Source organism: Streptomyces sp. NPDC006544 (genome assembly GCF_040611715.1).
Classification (GTDB): domain Bacteria; phylum Actinomycetota; class Actinomycetes; order Streptomycetales; family Streptomycetaceae; genus Streptomyces.
This window is the reverse complement of the sequence record NZ_JBEXOV010000051.1, coordinates 25325-42014: the sequence shown is the minus strand read 5'-3', so window position 1 is coordinate 42014 and position 16690 is coordinate 25325. Positions and strand designations below refer to the sequence as shown.

Below are 16690 nucleotides of genomic sequence, written 5' to 3'. Positions count from 1 at the left end.
GCACCCCGCAAGGGGCCCGGCCGGTCTGCCCCCGGCCGGGCCCTTCGGCGCCTCAGGGCCCGCGGACCAGCCAGAGCCGCAGGGCGCCGTCGTCGCAGGCTGCCGCCAGCAGACTTCCGTCGGGGGAGAACGCCGCCGACGTCGCGCCGGGCCCGCGGCCGCTTCCGCTTCGGCTGCTGTGCCCGCCGGCGCCGTTGCCGTCGAGCAGGACGGCGGCGAGGCGGCCGCTCGGCGCGTCCCACAGCCGCAGGGAGCCGTCGTCGCCGGCCGTGGCCAGCAGTCCGCCGAGCGGCGAGAACTCCAGCGCCGTGATGTCCGAGCCGTGCCCCGTCAGGAGCGGTCCGAGGGGCTCGCCGGTGGTCGGGTTCCACATCGAGACGCCCGACCCGTTCGCGTCGACGAGGGAGAGCAAGGTGCCGCCGGGCGCGAACGCGGCCACCGGCCGTACCGCGCCGGACCGTTCGGGGAAGGGCCGGCAGGCGGCCGTTCCGGTCGCCGCGTCCCACACGTGCACCCGCTCCCCGACCACGGCCAGCAGCCTGCCGTACGGCGAGAACAGCACCTCGACCCCGTGGACCGGCTCGCCCGGGTCGAAGGGACCGCCCCGCAGGGTGAGGGTGGGGGTGTCGTGCACCGTCACCGTGACGAGGGTGCGGGTGTGGACGAGCGCGACCAAGTGGTTTCCCGGCGAGTACGCGAGGGGCCCGGCCATGGACAGCCGGGTGTGCTCCGTCGGTCCGGTCGGCAGCCTCCGACCGTGGGAGGCCCAGAGCGACGGCGGGGTTCCGGCCGGGCCGAACTCCACTCCCCAGGCCCGTGTCCCGGGCGGCACGCCGAGGTCGGCGACCTGCCGACGGGTGGCCGGGTCCCACGCGAGCAGCCGGTCCGTACCGCTCACCGCGACGATCACCGAGCCGTCCGGGGAGAACCGCACCCGGCCGAGGGCCTCGCCGTCGTCCGGAGGGGCCGAGGTCGTACGCAGCGTCGGCAGCGGCACGGCGACGCGCTCGCTCAGGGCCGCCGCCAGCGCCGTGGCCCCGCTGGACGGCGGGGGTGACGGGGGTGACGGTGGTGCCGGATCCGGTCCGCTGCGGTGCAGCAGGACCACCTGGTCGTCGCCCGCGGTGGCCAGCAGGCTTCCGTCGGGGGAGAAGGCCACGGCGTTGACCGCGAGGCCGTGACCGCCCAGCGGCTGTCCGACCGGCGCGCCGGTCGCCGTGTCCCACAACCGGACGGTCCGGTCGCCCGAGGCGGTGGCGAGCAACCGCCCGTCGGGGGAGAAGGCCACGGCGTTGACGGCGTCGTCGTGCCCGACGAGTTCGGGGCCGGACTGCCGGCCGGTGTCGGCGTCCCACAACCGTGCCGTCGCATCGTGGCTGCCGGTCGCCAGCAGCCGGCCGTCCGGCGCGTAGACCAGTGCCTCCACGTGGTCGCAGTGCCCGCTCATCACCGGTCCGAAGGGTTCACCGGTGGCCGTGTCCCACTGCCGCACGGAGGCGAACCCGTCGGTGATCGCCAGCCGCCGGCCGTCCGCCGAGAGGGCGAGGGCCTCCGCGGGTCCGCCGCAGTCCGTCAGGCAGGGGCCGACGGGACGGTCGGCGTCCAGGTCCCGCACCTGTACGTCGTCCCCCTCGCGGGCGACGCCGAGCAGCCTTCCGTCGGCCATGAACCACAGCAGGCCGAGGTCACGGCGGCCGGCCCAGGGCCGGGGAGAGCGCAGCGAGGTCAACGTCTGCGGGTCCCACAGGTCCACGACGCCGTCGTCGCGGAGCGCGACGAGCCGGTCGCCGAGGGGGGAGAAGGCGACGTGGAGGACGGGCGTGGGGGACTCCCAGTAGCCGTTGGCCCGCACGCTTTCGGCCCGGCCCTGCGCGGCGCTCCACAGCCGGACCGTGCCGTCGTTGCCGGCCGAGGCCACGGTCCGGCCGTCGGGGGAGAAGGCGACCTGCCAGACGAGGCGGGTGTGCCCGACCAGCCGGTGCGCGATCCGCCATCCCCCCGCGGGGCCGGTGACCGCCGGGTCCGGCGCGGGGGCCGGGGTCCGAACGGTCGCGGTTCCGCCTGCCGCCCCTCCGCCTGCCGCCCCTCCGCCTGTCGCGGTTCCCGGGTCGGCGGCCGGGTGCGGGTGCGGGGACGAGGACGGAGGGGGCGCGAGCGGGGGCGGGGCCGGGGCGGGGGCGCGGCGTCCGTACCCCGGGTCGAGGGCGGCCAGGTCGCGCCAGCGCCGGCGCCAGACCTCCAGCTCGGGCGCGCCGTGCGGGGGTAAGGGCTGCTCCTGGCCGAACGCGTCGTAGGCGTGCAGGATCCGGACCAGACCCATGAGCCGGTCCAGCCGCAGCAGCCGCTCACCGCGGAAGGCGTCGCTCTGGGTGGCCACGGGGAGCCGGACGCCGGTCCGGGACCGTTCCGCGCGGGCGGCGATCTCACGGTACGAGCGTTTGCCGCGGTCGATCCGCAGCTGGCGCAAGTCCGCGGCGAACGATGCGAGTTCATCCTTGAATACGGGTGGGTTCTCCATCAGCGCCCAGGCTAGGGCGGTCCGGTGCCGCTCCGCCGGACAATCCCGAACAGCGCGGAACACCGGGGGCGTCCGACCGGTGTCCGGCGGCGGTACGGGTTCGTTCGGCGGTGGTACGGGGTCGTTCGGTCCGTGCGGCGCGGCGGTGCGCCGCACGCTGCAATCGGTGCATGACCACACCCGAGCCCCGTGCACCGCGACACCCCGGCCAGCAGCACCCCGAAAGCGGGGCGCCCGGACGCCGGGCACCCGAACGCCGGGCACCCGGAAGTCGAGGGCCCGGACTCCGGGCGTCCGAGCGGCTACCGGACGAGCGGCAACCGCCCGAGCCGCCCCTGCTGACCCTGCACGCCGCCGTCGTGCTGGTCGCCGCCGTGCTGATCGGTTTCACCGCGGGCGGGCTGAGTCATCTCGGCGGACTGCCCGGAGCACTGGCCGCGCTCGCGGGGCTGGGCGCCGGCGGCGGGGCCGTGCCCGTGCTGCGCGGTCTCATTCGCTGACCGGGGGGATCTCGCCCGACCCGCGGGGGATCAGCCGGGTCGGGAGTTCGATGCGGGCCGGGGGGAGGCCTGCGCCCGCGAGGCGCTGGAAGAGCCGGTCCGTGGCCACCCGGCCCAGGGCCGCCGCGTCCTGGGCGACCACCGTGATGCCGGGGCGCAGCAGATCGGCGAGTTCGAAGTCGTCGAAGCCGACCAGTGCCACGGGACGGGCCCGGGCCGCGAGGATCCGTACGACCGTGACCGTCACGCGGTTGTTGCCCGCGAAGATCGCCGTGACGGGCTCCGGTCCGGACAGCATCGCGTGGGCGACGGCCGTGACCCGTTCGGGGCCCGTCGGTCCGAGGGAGACCCAGGACGCGGCGACCGGAAGCCCGGCGGACCTCATGGCCGCGCTGTAGCCCCGCAGCCGCTCGGCCGCCGTGTGGATGCGCGGGTGGTCGCCGATGAAGCCGATCCTGCGATGGCCGCCCGCGATCAGGTGGGCCACACCGCCCACGGCGCCGCCGAAGTTGTCGGACAGGACGACGTCCGCGTCGATCCGGCCCGCCGGGCGGTCCACGAACACCGTGGCCACCCCGGCACGGATCTCCGGCTCGAGGTAGCGGTGGTCGTCCCCGGCGGGGATCACGACGAGGCCGTCCACCCGGCGGGCGCACAGCGCGAGCGCCAACTCGCGTTCGCGCTCCGGGTCCTCGGCGCTGGATCCGTTGACGAGCAGCGCGCCGTGCGCGCGGGCCACTTCCTCCACGGCGCGGTTGAGCGGACCGTAGAAGGGGTCGGCGAGGTCCTCCAGGATCAGGCCGACGGTGGCCGTACGGCCCTTGCGGAGCACGCGGGCGCTGTCGTTGCGGCGGAACCCCAGGGCGTCGATGGCGTCCCGGACCCGCTTCTCGGTGTCCGGGGTGACTCCCGGCTCACCGTTGACCACGCGCGACACCGTCTTCAGGCCCACACCGGCCCGGGCCGCCACGTCCTTCATGGTCGGCCGGTTGCCGTAGCGGGGTTCGGGCGGGCGGCGGGTGTGCGGCACGGTTCAAAGCCTCCGGAAGGGCGGGCGGACGGCCGGGCGTTGACGGGCGGCTGAGCGGGCGGGGCGGCTGGGCGGGCGGGGCGGCGGGGTCCTGACCTTGAGGATAAGCACTCGCGGGAGCGGCGGGGTTTCCGTGGCAGGGTGGTGCGGGCAAGCCATGGGGGGCATCGGGAGAGGGGCAGACGTGATTGTCTGGATCAACGGCACCTTCGGCGCCGGGAAGAGCAGCACGGCCCGTGAACTGACCGGGCTCCTGCCCGAAAGTACGCTGTTCGACCCGGAGTTCATCGGTGACGCCCTGCGCGTGCTGCTGCCGGGCAAGCGCCTCGCGGAGGTCTCCGACTACCAGGACCTGCCGAGTTGGCGTCGCCTCGTCGTGGACACGGCGGCGGCGATGCTCGCGGAACTGGGAGGGGTGCTGGTGGTTCCGATGACGCTGCTTCGGCAGGAGTACCGCGACGAGATCTTCGGCGGCCTCGCGGCCCGCAGGATCGCGGTGCGGCACGTGCTGCTGGCCCCTGAGGAAACGATCCTCCGGGAGCGGATCGCGACCCGTGAGGAGCCGGGACCGAAGACGGACGTCGACCTCCGGGTGCGGCAGTGGGCCTACGACCACATCCCCGCCTACCAGCAGGCGCTGGGCTGGCTGACGGCCGACGCGCACGTGGTCGACAACGGTGACCTGACCGTACGGGAGACGGCCCGGCGGATCGCCGATGCCGTGCGGACCGACGCGGCCCGGGTCTGCGACATCGTGCAGACCCCGCCGCCGACGCGGGAGACGGTGGCGGCCGGGGTGCTGCTGTTCGACGACGCGGACCGGGTCCTGCTGGTGGACCCGACGTACAAGGCGGGTTGGGAGTTCCCGGGCGGCGTCGTCGAGGCGGGCGAGGCGCCCGCGTGCGCGGGGGTCCGGGAGGTGGAGGAGGAGCTCGGCCTCGTCCTGGAACGCCCGCCGGAGCTCCTGGTCGTGGACTGGGAGCCGCCGCAGCCCCCGGCGGGGTACGGGGGACTCCGGCTGCTGTTCGACGGCGGCCGTCTGTCGCAGGCACAGGCCGGGCGGCTGCGGCTGCCGGGCCCGGAGCTGAGGGCATGGCGCTTCGTGACCGAGGAGGAGGCGGCCGACCTGCTCCCGGAGGTGCGGTACGAGCGGCTGCGGGGGGCCCTGCGGGCCCGCGTCCGCGGCCGCGCGGCCTACCTGGAGGCGGGGCGGGCGGTCCCGTAGCCGGCCCGCGTGGGGGAGGCGTGGGGGAGGCGCGGACCCGGGTCCGCGGTCCCCGTGTCCGGCTCCCCTGCGGGGAATCCGTCAGCCGGAGTGGTGGGAGTTGCCGGAGTGGTCGGGCTGGTCGGAGTGGTTGGACCGATCGGACTGGCTGGCGTGCGCCGCCGCCTCGGTCGCCGCGGCCTCCGCAGCCGCCGCAGCCGCGAAGAGGGAGGCGGCCGTGTCGGAGGTGAGGGGGTCGCCGTGGCCGAAGCAGGCCACCGACGGGGACAGCGCGGCCAGCCGGCCGAAGGTCTTGACGGCCTCGGCGCGGTCCACGTTGAACACGCCCAGCATCACCTGGCCGACGCCGGCGATGCAGTCGCCGGTGAACAGCACGCCGTGCGAAGGGAGATGGACGCCGATGCTGCCCGGGGTGTGCCCCGGTGCGTGGACGATGACGGCGCCGTCCCCGAAGGGGAGTACCTCGCCGTCCTCCAGTTCCCGGTCCACCCGGGTCGGGGACGCCGGCGGGACCGCCGACCGGGTGCTTTCGTACAGCGGCAGTTCCCAGTCCAGCAGCACCGGCTCCGGGACCGGCCGCTCACCGCGGATCACGGCCGCGTCCAGTCCGTGGGCCAGTACCCGCGCGCCCCAGCGGGCGGCGAGCTCGCCCGCCGCGCCGATGTGGTCCGGGTGGCAGTGCGTCAGGACGATCCGCTCCAGCAGCTCGGGCCGCAGCCCGAGGGAACGTATCGCCCCCTCGATCGCGGCCGCGGACCCGGCGTGCCCGGCGTCGATCAGGGTCAGGGCGGCTCCGTCGCGCCAGAGGTAGGCCTGACCGACGGGGAATCGGAGCATGTGGAGGCGTCCGGGAACGACTTCGACGAAATCCATGATCCGAACGTACCCGGACGGATCCCGCTCCCGACGGTGGTTACGCCGGGAGCGGGATCCGCCCGTAGCGGACCGTCAGGCGTGCTTGGAGGCCGCGTAGTTGACGAGGAACAGTGCCTCGGTGACCGAGAGGCGCTCGAGCTCCTCCGGGGAGACGCTCTCGTTCACCGCGTGGATCTGCGCCTCCGGCTCACTCAGGCCGATGAGGAGCATCTCCGCCTGCGGGTACAGCGAGGTCAGCGTGTTGCACAGGGGGATCGAGCCGCCCATGCCGCTGGTCTGCATCTCCTGGCCGGGGTACGCCACCTTCATGGCCTCCGCCATCGACGCGTACGCCGGGCTGTCGGTGTCGGCCTGGAAGGGCTGGCCCTGGCCCACGACCTCGAGTTCGAGGCGCGCCTTCCACGGGGTGTGCGTCACCATGTGCGCCTCCAGCAGCTTGATCGCCTCCGTGGTGTCCACACCCGGCGGCACCCGCAGGCTGATCAGGGCGCCCGCGCTCGCGTGCACCGACGGCGTCGCGCCGACCACCGGGGGGCAGTCGATGCCCAGCACGGTGACCGCGGGCCGGGCCCACAGCCGGTCCGCGATCGTGCCCTCGCCGATCAGCTCGACGCCGTCCAGCACCTTCGCGTCGGCGCGGAAGTCGGCCTCCGGGTACTGGAGCCCCTCCCACACCGCGTCCGAGTCCAGCCCGTCCACCGTGGTCGAACCGTCCGCCGCGCGCAGCGAGGCCAGCACCTGGATCAGGGCGGCCAGGGCGTCGGGGGCGACTCCGCCGAACATGCCGGAGTGCAGGTTGCCGCCCAGGGTGTCGATCTTGACCTTCAGCAGGGTCATACCGCGCAGGGTCGCCGTCACCGTGGGCAGGCCCGTACGGAAGTTGCCCGCGTCGCCGATCACGATGGTGTCGGCGGTGAGCAGCTCGGGGTGCGCCACCGCGTACTGCTGCAGCCCGCCCGTGCCCTGCTCCTCCGAGCCCTCGACGATGACCTTGACGCTCACCGGCACGCCGCCGTTGGCCTTCAGCGCGCGCAGCGCGAGCAGGTGCATGATGAACCCGCCCTTGCAGTCCGCCGCGCCGCGCCCGAACCAGCGGCCGTCCCGCTCGGTCAGCTCGAAGGCCGGGGAGATCCAGGCGGCGTCGTCCAGCGGGGGCTGCACGTCGTAGTGCGCGTACAGCAGCACCGTCGGCGCGCCCGCCGGGCCGGGCAGGAAGCCGTACACCGACTGGGTGCCGTCGGGGGTGTCGAGGAGCGCCACGTCCTGGAAGCCCTCGACGCGCAGCGCGTCGGCCACCCAGTTCGCCGCGGCCTCGCTCTCGCTCTTGGGGAACTGCGCCCAGTCCGCAACCGACTGGAAAGCCACCAGCTCCGACAGCTCCTGCTTGGCGCGGGGCATCAGTGAGGCGATGGTCTCGGCGATCGGGTGCGAAGACATGGGCACGCTCCTTTTGGGTGCGACGTTGTACGCGTGTACGCCTCCCGCATCCGCGGGGTGGGCGCATGCGGGGTGGGGGCGAAGGACAGTCCCGATCCTCGCACAGCGGGGCGGGCCGACTCGCGCCGTAGGATTTCCCCGGCATCGGAGCAAGGCATGAACCGCAGGATCAGGAGCAGCAGCACATCGTGAGCAGCGACGAGAGCGACAGCGGCGACGTACGCGACGCGGCAGCAGGGCAGGCCGCCGAGGGGGCCGACGCGGAGACGGCCGGGGGGACCGGCGAGGTGTGGGACGTGGTCGTGGTCGGGGCGGGGCCGGCCGGATCGTCGGCCGCGTACGCGGCGGCGAGTGCCGGCAGACGCGTCCTGCTCCTGGAGAAGGCCGAACTGCCCAGGTACAAGACCTGCGGAGGCGGCATCATCGGCCCCTCGCGCGACGCCCTTCCGCCGGGTTTCGTGCTGCCCCTCAAGGACCGCGTCCACGCGGTCACCTTCTCGCTGAACGGGAAGTTCACCAGGACGCGGCGTTCGAAGCAGATGCTGTTCGGGCTGATCAACCGCCCCGAGTTCGACGCGGCGCTGGTCGCGGAGGCGGAGAAGGCTGGTGCGACCGTACGTACGGGCACGGCCGTGTCCCGCGTGGAGCAGCACGGGGCGTCCGTGCCCGACCGGCGCACCGTCGCCGTGGTGCTCGCCGACGGCGAGACCGTGCTGGCGCGGGCCGTGGTCGGCGCCGACGGCAGCGCGAGCCGGATCGGCGCGCACGTCGGCGTCGAGATGGATCAGGTCGACCTCGGCCTGGAGGCGGAGATTCCCGTCCCGGAGACGGTCGCCGCCGACTGGAAGGGCCGGGTCCTCATCGACTGGGGCCCGATGCCCGGCAGTTACGGCTGGGTCTTCCCCAAGGGAGACACCCTCACGGTCGGAGTCATCTCGGCGAAGGGCGAAGGCGCGGCGACCAAGCGGTACTTGGACGACTTCATCGCCCGCATGGGCCTGGCCGGTTTCGAACCGACCGTATCCTCAGGGCACTTGACCCGCTGCCGCAAGCCCGGATCGCCGCTCTCACGCGGCCGGGTCCTGGTGGCGGGCGACGCGGCCGGGCTGCTGGAGCCGTGGACCCGGGAGGGCATCTCCTTCGCGCTGCGCTCGGGGCGGCTCGCCGGGGAATGGGCCGTGAAGATCTCCGAGTCCCAGGACGCGGTGGACGCGCGGCGGCAGGCACTCAACTACGCCTTCGCCGTCAAGGCCGGCCTGGGCGTGGAGATGGGGGTCGGCAAGCGGATGCTGACCGTCTTCAACTCCAGGCCGGGCGTTCTGCACGCGGCGATCACCGGCTTCCGGCCGGCGTGGCTGGCCTTCGCGAGGATCACGCGCGGCTCGATGACCCTGGCCGACATGGTGCGTACGTACCCGCTGGCACGCAAGGCACTGCACCTGCTCGACGCCAGGCAGGCGCGGGCCACTGCCGAGGCTGAGGGTGAGGGCGCGGGCGAAGGTCAGGGTGAGGGCGCGGGTAAGGGACGGGGAGCGGGCGAGGGACAGGGTTAGGGCCAGGCCAACCAGGGTGAGGGCCAGGGTCAGGGCCACGGGCAGGCCTGGACAGCGCGACGATTACGGCCAGGGCCAGGGCCAGGGCCACGGGCGCGAGGGCAAGGTCGGGGCCGGGGCCGGGGCCTGATCGCAGGGTCTGATGCCGGCCTGCCCCAGGGCTGGACCCAGGAGGCTCCGGGCCTCGGCTCGGTGCCGGGGGCGGGGCCGAAGGCTGGGTCTCGGCTCGATGCTGGGCCCGGCTGGGGCCCGGAGCCGGCTTCCCGGTGGGCGAGCGGGGCCCACGGCCGGGGAGCCGGAGAGCTGGCGAAGCGTGGCGTGGCGGTCCTGCTGGGTGTCCCGGCGGGACCGTTTCCGCGTTTCCGGGGCGGCTGGAGGGGCGGGGGCGGGGCTGGGGCCCGGGGCCGGCTTTCCGGTGGGGGAGCGGGGAGCGGGGTGAGCGGGCGTACGGCCGGGGAGCCGGAGAGCTGGCGAAGCGTGGCGTGGCGGTCCTGCTGGGTGTCCCAGCGGGGCCGTTTCCGCGTTTCCGGGGCGGCCGGAGGGGCGGGCGCGGGCTTGGGGGCGGGCGCGGGCTTCGGGGCAGTCGCGTGGGAGGGGCTTTTGGGTGGGCGCGGGTGAGGGCTTCGGGGGCAGGCGCGGGGGAGGGGCGCCGGGGCAGGCGCGGGCGAGGCGCCCGGTCAGCTGGCGATGGTGAGGCGGAACACCGGGTGGTCGGGCGCGGCGGCCCGGAGCTCGGCCTCCGAGGACTTGACGGTGACGCCGTTGAAGAAGCGGTTGACCTCCCAGCCCCACTTCTTCAGGTAGCCGCGCAGGACGATCGCCTGCTCGACCGGGTCGGTGATCTCTGTGGCGGTGAAGGTGCGTACCGTGCGGCCCACGCGGAGCTCACCGCCGCCCGCCACTCGCATGTTGCGCACCCACTGGGAGTGGCCGCGGGCGGAGACCAGATACTGCACGCCGTCCTGCGTGTAGGGGTTCACCGGGATCCGCTGCATCTGACCGGACGTGCGGCCGCGCACCGACAGTTCGGCCGTCCCGGCCAGGCTGATGCCGAGGCGGGCGAGCTTGCCGAAGAGGGCGTTGAAGCGGATGCCGAGCGGGCCGGCCTGGACGTAGTAGGGCGTGGGCGCGTTCATGGCGGCCTCCGAGGCAATTGGGAGAGCGGTGCTCTCGCTTGAGATCAGTGTCCACGGATCGCCGATCTAAAGCAAGAGCGGTGCTCTCTAAATGGATCGCCGCTCCCGATTTCGTGCAGTGCTCTGCTTGCATGCCACACTGAACCTCATGAGCCCCGTGCGAGGGGCCCGCGAACGGGCCCGCATCGAAGTCACCGCCGCCATCAAGGACGAGGCCCGCCGCGCGCTCGCGGCAGAGGGCGCCGCCAAACTCTCGCTGCGCGCCGTAGCCCGCGAGCTGGGCATGGTTTCTTCCGCCCTCTACCGCTATTTCCCCAGCCGCGACGAGCTGCTCACCGCGCTCATCGTCGACGCCTACAGCACCCTCGGCGCCGCCGCTGAGGCGGCGGACGCCCGCGCGCTCGCCACCGCCGCCGCCCCCCGCGGCCGCTGGATCGCCGTCTGCCAGGCCGTCCGCAAGTGGGCGCTGGAGCACCCGCACGAGTACGCGCTCATCTACGGCTCCCCCGTCCCCGGTTACACCGCCCCCGTCGACACCATCGGGCCAGCCTCCCGCGTGGGCAACACCTTCATCGGCATCGCCCGCGCCGCCCACGCGGGCCGAGGTATCGCCCTCCCGCCTCTCCCCCCTGAGCTGCGTCCCGAAGCCGTCCGGATGACCGGTCACTTCGCCGAAGGCCTGCCCCCGGAGGTCACCGCCGCTCTGGTGGCCGCCTGGGCGCAGGTCTTCGGCCTCATCTCCTTCGAGCTCTTCGGCCAGTTCACCCGAATCGTCGAGGACCGCGACGCCTTCTTCGCCCACGCCGTAGGTCAACTGGCCCACGGAGTGGGACTGCCCGCCGTGTGACGGCCTGAGGGAGGGGACCCTGGCGTGACCGGTGTGACCGGTGTGACCGGTGTGGCTGGGGTGACCGGTGTGGCTGGTGGGGCACGCAGCGGCTGGTGAGACTCCCTGTGGATCAGCGCCGGTATCGTCGGCTGCGGTGGATGGGTGAGGTGCGGCTGTGCCTCGTTCGGGTGGTGATGGTGCCGGGTCGGAGTCCATACGGGTTCCCGCAGGGGATCGGCGTCATCCGGTCGGTGCGGTCGGTGCGGTCGGTGCGGTCGGTGCGGTCGGTCGGCGCAGGCGCTCGTGACCGACTCGTACGGGTTCCGGCCGGGAAGCCGGCGGCCGGACAGGGAGGTCTGCTGCCTGCTGTCGCTCTCGTGCCTGATCTGGGCTCCGTAGAGCCCTGAACTCGATCGGGCAGCTGCGCGATTCCGGCTCACGGGACCATCGGGCGCTTTGTTGCATCGGTGGTCGTCAAGCCGACGATCATGGCCGCCGGCCCGACTGCGCAGCCCGGTACCGTGCGCCTCGGCCTCGGTGGGGGGTCGGTCGCGCGGGGCGGCCGGGGAGGACGCCCAGCGTTCGTGGTGTTCTCGGCGGCGGGAGTGGGGATGGCGCGCGCCCCCGCCACTTCCTGGTGCGCCCGGACCTCTTGCGACCGGATTCCGCCACCAGGCCGAGGAAGGCGCCCAGGCGGGCCCTCGCCCCCTCCGGTATCGACTCGCCGCTGGCGGCACCGCGCCCATGGACCGACCCGCTCGTCGATTTCCTGATCACCGAACACGGCCCCGCCGCCACCCTGCTCAGGCAGCCGACCAGCGGCGGCCGTACGACCCCTGCACGCCCCTACTGCACCGACGGCTTGATCCCTGTCGCCGAACAGCTCCTCGATGCCGTCGTCACAGCAGCCGGGAGCGTGTGCGCCATCGAGCCCTACGAGCCAATGCACGACACCGGCAACCTCTGCCCGTCCCCCGGCCCGGCTCCCGGCCCAGGCTTTGACGCCCGGCCCGGCCTCCGGCCCCGGCCGAGCCCAGGCTCCGGCCTCCGCCCCCCGCCCTTCGGCTCCGGCCCCGGCTCCTTGCCCATCCCTGGGGCCCGGCCCGGCCTGGAGCCCCCGCCTGGGGCCCCGGGTCGGCCTGCCCCCCACCCCACGTGCGGCCCCGGCCCCGGCGTGCGGCCCCCACCCCGCGTGCAGCCCCACCCCGGCCTGCGGCCCCGGCCCGGCCTGCTCCCCCCGCTTGCTGCCCTGGGTCGGCCTGCGGTCCCCGGCCTCGCCTGCGGCCTTAGCTCCCGGCTCCCGGTTTGCGGCTGCGGTCCGGCCTGCAGCTCCGGCTCCGTCCTGCGGCTCTGGCCAGCGGCCCCGGCCCGGTCTGCGGCCCCGGCTTCGGGCTACCAGGCTTCGGCCCCGGCCTGCGGTTTCCGCTGCGGCCCGGGCAAGCTGGTCGAGCTGCTCTGGGCCCGGCTTCAGTGCTGAGGAGCATCCTCGCGGGACGGATGTGTCCGTCCTGGCCCTCAAACTGTTCGCCGCCTCGATCACTTTCCTGCACCCTGCACGGGCGGGAAAGGCTGGCGAACGGGCGCGCGCGCCCCAACGGCCACCGTCGGGTGACCGGGTGGCGCGCCCGACGCCGGCGCTTCCACTGCGGTCGGCGGTTGCCGATCGCCTTCGGGAACGACCCCCGACCCACGGCAGCTGGCCGGCGCCGAGTCTCATCGCACCGCTCGACCTGAGGGCCACCTCGCGTGTGCCGGTGGAACCGGCCGGTTCGTCCTCGGGACGCATCGCGACCGCAGCCGGTGGTGTGCCGCGGACCGGCCCCCGCCGGGGCGCGAGGCGCGGAGCCCGAGAGGTGGGGCCTCGGCGGCCGGCGGGTGCGGAGGGGGCGGGGGAGAGGCCGCGGCCGGGGGCGGGGTCCGGTGCCAGGGCCTGGCCCGCGGTGCAGCACGGTAGGTCCACCTGTGATGCCCTCACGTCGAGGGCGCGCCCCCGCCTGGTCCCCCAGCCCGCTTCGCGTGGGGGGCCGCGGCAGCGGAGGTCTCATCTCCGGGCGAGTGTGTCGAGGAGGCGTGCGCACCGGCCGTCGGCGCGGCGCTGCCACCGATCAGGGCTGCCTCAACGGTGAGCGTGAAGCGCCGCTTGTGCGAGGTGCGGCCCGGGAGGGATCTCCTTCCCGGGGGAGGGGAAAGGTGGAGATCCAGTAAGTCGCCCGGACGCCGTCGGCACACGGCACTGCATTTCGGGGCGTGAGGCGCAGCAGTGGCCGCGGCAGGTTCCGCATGCTGGTTCCGAGGCATTCCACCAGGTCCAAAGCCCGGTGCGAGTGCTTTTACCGGAAGTGGTTGGTCATGTCAAGACACGTAATGCTGTGACATGACACCTCCCGTGTTGATCATGTCTATTTGAAGCAGGCCACCGCAACCGCAAGGCCGATTCGCAAGACAAGCCCCGTGCCGGGACGGATCCACTGAGATCCCCGCAATTCTGAATGGAGAAATACCATGTTCAACATTTCCCGCAAGGCGATGATGGCCGCAGCGACCGTAGCTCTCGCAGGCGGCATGGCACTCCCGGCCACTGCAATGGCCGCCTCCGCTCCTCAGTCGTCGCAGTCGGCGGTGCAGGTGGCGCAGCACGTCATGCACAAGACGTGCAACAAGCATAGGAACTGCCAGAACCACACGCCTAACACTCCGAACACCCCGAACACTCCGGGCGGTGCCGGTAACAACACGCCTAACACCCCGAACACCCCGAACACTCCGGGCGGTGCCGGTAACAACACCCCGAACACCCCGAACACTCCGGGCGGTGCCGGTAACAACACCCCGAACACTCCCAACACCCCGAACACCCCGGGCGGTGCCGGTAACAACACCCCCAACAGCCCGAACACCCCGAACACCCCGGGCGGTGCCGGTAACAACACGCCCAACACTCCCAACACCCCGAACACCCCGGGCGGTGCCGGTAATAACACCCCGAACACCCCGAACACCCCGAACACTCCGGGCGGTGGCGGCAACAACACGCCCAACACTCCCAACACCCCGAACACCCCCGCATGATGCACACACATGAACATGACGGCGCCGCGCAGTGAAGTCACTGCGCGGCGCCGCCGCGTGTCATGAGGAATGGGGGCCAGATACCCAGGACGTGCCCAGGAGGCTGTCTCGTATGGATGGTTCGGTGGGCCGGCGGTCCTGCGGATTGTTGCTGGACGAGTTGTAGGCTTGTTCCAGCGGCCGGTGCCCGACTGCGACTGCGCGCCTACCTCCGGCCACGGTTGTCGGGCGTGTGGCATCAAGCGGCGTACGGCCGGCATTTCTTGCTTCGAGCCTTCACCGTCGTAGGGGCATCGACGGATCGCCGAACGCACCGTGGCCCGGCTCAGCGGCTGCCGCCACCGCCGCTACGCACGCAACGCCGAGCACTTCGTTGCTTTCACCGGCATCGCCCGCACTCGCATCTGCGCCCGCAGGCTCCCTTCACGAGACGACTCCCGAAGCCAGGTCAGTTGTTGGGCGTGTTCGGGGTGTTCGGGGTATTGGGGGTGTTCGGCGTGTGGTTGCCACCGCCCGGGGTGTTGGGCGTGTTGGGCGTGTTCGGGGTGTTGGGGTTGCCGGGCGTGTTCGGGGTGTTCGGGGTGTTCGGCGTGTTGGGCGTGTTGGGGGTGTTCGGAGTGCCGGAGGCGGTGGTCGCGTACGGCGCGTAGGGAACGTACGGCGCGTAGGGAACGTACGGCGCGTACGACCCCTGTCCTGCCGTCGACATGCCGCCGGTCTCGGGGGCTGCCTGCGCCCGGTACGCATCGTGCGACGCCTGGGCCACGGGCGGAAGCTGGGGGAGGCGGGGCAGCTGCGGGAGGGCGGGCAGTTGCGGGAGCGCGGGAAGCTGCGGCAGCTGCCGGAGGTGCGACTGGCCCGCTGCGTGGGCCGTGCGGAGGCCCGCCGAGGGCATGGCGCGGTAGGACCGCCCGTCCAGGCCGCTCGCACCCTCCGCATGGGCGGCTCCCGCGCCCAAGACGGCCAGACTCCCCGCCGCGACCGCGACGATCACGGCGTGATGAAGCTTGCGCATGTACCCTCCGTGGCTCTCATTCTCCGCGTCCACTCGATCACGAGTGCACTCATTCGATCCCAGAAGAACAGGTCGGAGCGTGCGGCCAGTCGTCAAGCAGCGCGAGTCGCCCCGTCATCACCCGTTCGACCAACCCCGGCGGCGTCGACCGGTTCGGGCCGGCCAGGCGGATGTCCGTACGTCGCAGGGCGGCCCGGGTGAGTGATCGGCGACGGGGCGACCTCCGGATTCCTCCCGTGCCCCCGGATTCCTCCGGATTCCTCCCGTGCCCGCGGATTCCCCCGGATGCCTTCGGGCTCCACCGGATTCCGCACCCCCGCAGAGTGATTCCGCCCCAGTGAAAGTTCGCTTGTCTGTTCCTCCTACCGAAGCGAAGGATTCCGCCGTGCTGCGGGCGGCCGCGCGTTTAGTGTTCCTCGGGTCCGCCTCCCTGCCGCAGCTCGAGGAGCAGCCATGACCCGCGCCGCGAAGGCCTTCTACGCCGTCCTCGCCACCGTGTTACTGGCCGCGCCGGCGCCGGCCGTCACCGCCTCGGCGACCTCGGGCCCGGCGCCGGCGGCCTCCGCTCCCGGTGCCGCGGTCACCCCGGCGGTGACCCCGGCCCCCCGGGCGCCGGGCGTCCGCGGCCTGGAGATAGCCGTCCCCGCGTACGTCTGGGCCGACGACCCGATGCTCGTCGACCTGACCGCCACCGGGCCGGCCGCCTCCGTCGTCGTCCTCAATCCGGGCAACGGCGACTCCCCCTTCGACGCCCGCTGGCGGGCCCGCGCCGACGCCCTGCGCTCCGGCACCACCTCCACCGGCGAGAAGACCAAGGTGCTCGGCTACGTCCACACCGACCACGGCAACCGCCCCATCGCCGAGGTCGAGGCCTCGGTGGACAACTACCTGAGGACCGGTGACGGCCGCCTGCACGTGGACGGGATCTTCTTCGACGTCGTCAGCCGCGACTGCGGCCCGGCCAACGCCGTCCGCGACCACTACGCGCAACTGCGCCGCTATGTCCAGGACACCATGGAGGCCGTCGCCCCGGGAGACGAGGACGACGCCCCGGACCTGGTGGTCAACAACCCGGGCACGGCCATCGCGGACTGCTACCTCGAGCCCGGCCACCGCACCGCCGACGTCTTCGTCACCTACGAGGACACGTACGCGGCGTACGCGGGCGGCGGGTGGCTCGGCGGCAACGTGTTCAACGACAGCACCGGATACCGCGCGGGCACCGAACTCGACCCGAGCGGGACCGCGTTCTGGCATCTGGTCCACGACGTCCCGGACGCCTCCGCGATGCGCTCCACGCTGCGCACCGCGTTCGAGCGCGGCGCGGGCTACGCGTACGCCACCAGCGCGGAGATGCCGAACCCGTGGAACGCGCAACCCAGTTGGAGGTACCGTTCCCAGACCGCGTACGCGTCCTCCCTCGGCTGAGGCGAAACCTTACGCCGCCAAGCGGTCGGGCAGAGCTCCCCGGAGTCCCCGGCCCGGCCGGAGCTCGAGGACCG

General features: G+C 73.3%; 12 protein-coding genes and 1 pseudogene. 7 read left to right on the top strand and 6 right to left on the bottom strand.

Going from position 1 to position 16690, the window contains the following annotated elements; all coding sequences use genetic code 11:
• Nucleotides 1-52: 52 nt before the first annotated feature.
• Nucleotides 53-2518, bottom strand: coding sequence for a WD40 repeat domain-containing protein (locus tag ABZY44_RS22930; RefSeq protein WP_356656675.1), 2466 nt, complete (start codon nucleotides 2516-2518; stop codon nucleotides 53-55).
• A 170-nt stretch (nucleotides 2519-2688) separates the two neighbouring features.
• Between ABZY44_RS22930 and ABZY44_RS22925 the strand changes: the two genes are divergently transcribed.
• Nucleotides 2689-3018, top strand: coding sequence for a hypothetical protein (locus ABZY44_RS22925; RefSeq protein WP_356656673.1), 330 nt, complete (start codon nucleotides 2689-2691; stop codon nucleotides 3016-3018).
• Here the strand turns inward: ABZY44_RS22925 and ABZY44_RS22920 are convergent.
• Complete coding sequence (locus ABZY44_RS22920; RefSeq protein ID WP_356656703.1) at nucleotides 3008-3997, bottom strand: LacI family DNA-binding transcriptional regulator; 990 nt, start codon at nucleotides 3995-3997, stop codon at nucleotides 3008-3010. The genes ABZY44_RS22925 and ABZY44_RS22920 overlap by 11 nt on opposite strands.
• Nucleotides 3998-4205: 208 nt before the next feature.
• Here ABZY44_RS22920 and ABZY44_RS22915 point away from each other — a divergent pair, with 208 nt between their 5' ends.
• On the top strand, nucleotides 4206-5273 hold the full coding sequence (locus ABZY44_RS22915) for an NUDIX domain-containing protein (RefSeq protein WP_356656671.1): 1068 nt from the start codon (nucleotides 4206-4208) through the stop codon (nucleotides 5271-5273).
• Between the two features lie 81 nt (nucleotides 5274-5354).
• Here ABZY44_RS22915 and ABZY44_RS22910 read toward each other — a convergent pair whose 3' ends face one another.
• Together ABZY44_RS22910 and ABZY44_RS22905 are read right to left on the bottom strand one after the other, a co-directional pair.
• Nucleotides 5355-6146, bottom strand: coding sequence for an MBL fold metallo-hydrolase (locus ABZY44_RS22910; protein ID WP_356656669.1), 792 nt, complete (start codon nucleotides 6144-6146; stop codon nucleotides 5355-5357).
• 75 nt (nucleotides 6147-6221) lie between these two features.
• Nucleotides 6222-7586 (bottom strand): dipeptidase, encoded by a 1365-nt coding sequence (locus tag ABZY44_RS22905; protein ID WP_356656667.1) that lies wholly within the window; start codon nucleotides 7584-7586, stop codon nucleotides 6222-6224.
• A gap of 287 nt (nucleotides 7587-7873) precedes the next feature.
• Between ABZY44_RS22905 and ABZY44_RS22900 the strand changes: the two genes are divergently transcribed.
• Nucleotides 7874-9139: a geranylgeranyl reductase family protein gene (locus ABZY44_RS22900; RefSeq protein ID WP_356656701.1), complete on the top strand. Its 1266-nt coding sequence runs from the start codon at nucleotides 7874-7876 to the stop codon at nucleotides 9137-9139.
• Between the two features lie 677 nt (nucleotides 9140-9816).
• Here the strand turns inward: ABZY44_RS22900 and ABZY44_RS22895 are convergent.
• Nucleotides 9817-10275, bottom strand: coding sequence for a nitroreductase/quinone reductase family protein (locus ABZY44_RS22895; protein ID WP_356656665.1), 459 nt, complete (start codon nucleotides 10273-10275; stop codon nucleotides 9817-9819).
• A 148-nt stretch (nucleotides 10276-10423) separates the two neighbouring features.
• Here ABZY44_RS22895 and ABZY44_RS22890 point away from each other — a divergent pair, with 148 nt between their 5' ends.
• The 3 genes and pseudogenes from ABZY44_RS22890 to ABZY44_RS22880 form a co-directional block, all read left to right on the top strand.
• Complete coding sequence (locus tag ABZY44_RS22890; RefSeq protein ID WP_356656663.1) at nucleotides 10424-11122, top strand: TetR/AcrR family transcriptional regulator; 699 nt, start codon at nucleotides 10424-10426, stop codon at nucleotides 11120-11122.
• A 2484-nt stretch (nucleotides 11123-13606) separates the two neighbouring features.
• Entirely contained in the window at nucleotides 13607-14173 is a 567-nt protein-coding gene (locus tag ABZY44_RS22885) for a hypothetical protein (protein WP_356656661.1), read from the top strand.
• Between the two features lie 268 nt (nucleotides 14174-14441).
• A pseudogene (locus ABZY44_RS22880) lies at nucleotides 14442-14599 on the top strand (IS5/IS1182 family transposase); the annotation flags it as partial.
• A 22-nt stretch (nucleotides 14600-14621) separates the two neighbouring features.
• Here ABZY44_RS22880 and ABZY44_RS22875 read toward each other — a convergent pair.
• Complete coding sequence (locus ABZY44_RS22875; protein ID WP_356656659.1) at nucleotides 14622-15188, bottom strand: hypothetical protein; 567 nt, start codon at nucleotides 15186-15188, stop codon at nucleotides 14622-14624.
• A gap of 453 nt (nucleotides 15189-15641) precedes the next feature.
• Here ABZY44_RS22875 and ABZY44_RS22870 point away from each other — a divergent pair, with 453 nt between their 5' ends.
• On the top strand, nucleotides 15642-16616 hold the full coding sequence (locus ABZY44_RS22870; RefSeq protein WP_356656657.1) for a spherulation-specific family 4 protein: 975 nt from the start codon (nucleotides 15642-15644) through the stop codon (nucleotides 16614-16616).
• The last annotated feature ends 74 nt before the right edge of the window (nucleotides 16617-16690 follow it).

Excerpts from the sequence above, each read along its gene's own strand:
- ABZY44_RS22930 (WP_356656675.1), bottom strand. The coding sequence starts at position 2,518 with ATGGAGAACCCACCCGTATTCAAGGATGAACTCGCATCGTTCGCCGCG.
- ABZY44_RS22925 (WP_356656673.1), top strand. The coding sequence starts at position 2,689 with ATGACCACACCCGAGCCCCGTGCACCGCGACACCCCGGCCAGCAGCAC.
- ABZY44_RS22920 (WP_356656703.1), bottom strand. The coding sequence starts at position 3,997 with ATGAAGGACGTGGCGGCCCGGGCCGGTGTGGGCCTGAAGACGGTGTCG.
- ABZY44_RS22915 (WP_356656671.1), top strand. The coding sequence starts at position 4,206 with ATGGGGGGCATCGGGAGAGGGGCAGACGTGATTGTCTGGATCAACGGC.
- ABZY44_RS22910 (WP_356656669.1), bottom strand. The coding sequence starts at position 6,146 with ATGGATTTCGTCGAAGTCGTTCCCGGACGCCTCCACATGCTCCGATTC.
- ABZY44_RS22905 (WP_356656667.1), bottom strand. The coding sequence starts at position 7,586 with ATGTCTTCGCACCCGATCGCCGAGACCATCGCCTCACTGATGCCCCGC.
- ABZY44_RS22895 (WP_356656665.1), bottom strand. The coding sequence starts at position 10,275 with ATGAACGCGCCCACGCCCTACTACGTCCAGGCCGGCCCGCTCGGCATC.
- ABZY44_RS22890 (WP_356656663.1), top strand. The coding sequence starts at position 10,424 with ATGAGCCCCGTGCGAGGGGCCCGCGAACGGGCCCGCATCGAAGTCACC.
- ABZY44_RS22885 (WP_356656661.1), top strand. The coding sequence starts at position 13,607 with ATGTTCAACATTTCCCGCAAGGCGATGATGGCCGCAGCGACCGTAGCT.
- ABZY44_RS22875 (WP_356656659.1), bottom strand. The coding sequence starts at position 15,188 with ATGCGCAAGCTTCATCACGCCGTGATCGTCGCGGTCGCGGCGGGGAGT.
- ABZY44_RS22870 (WP_356656657.1), top strand. The coding sequence starts at position 15,642 with ATGACCCGCGCCGCGAAGGCCTTCTACGCCGTCCTCGCCACCGTGTTA.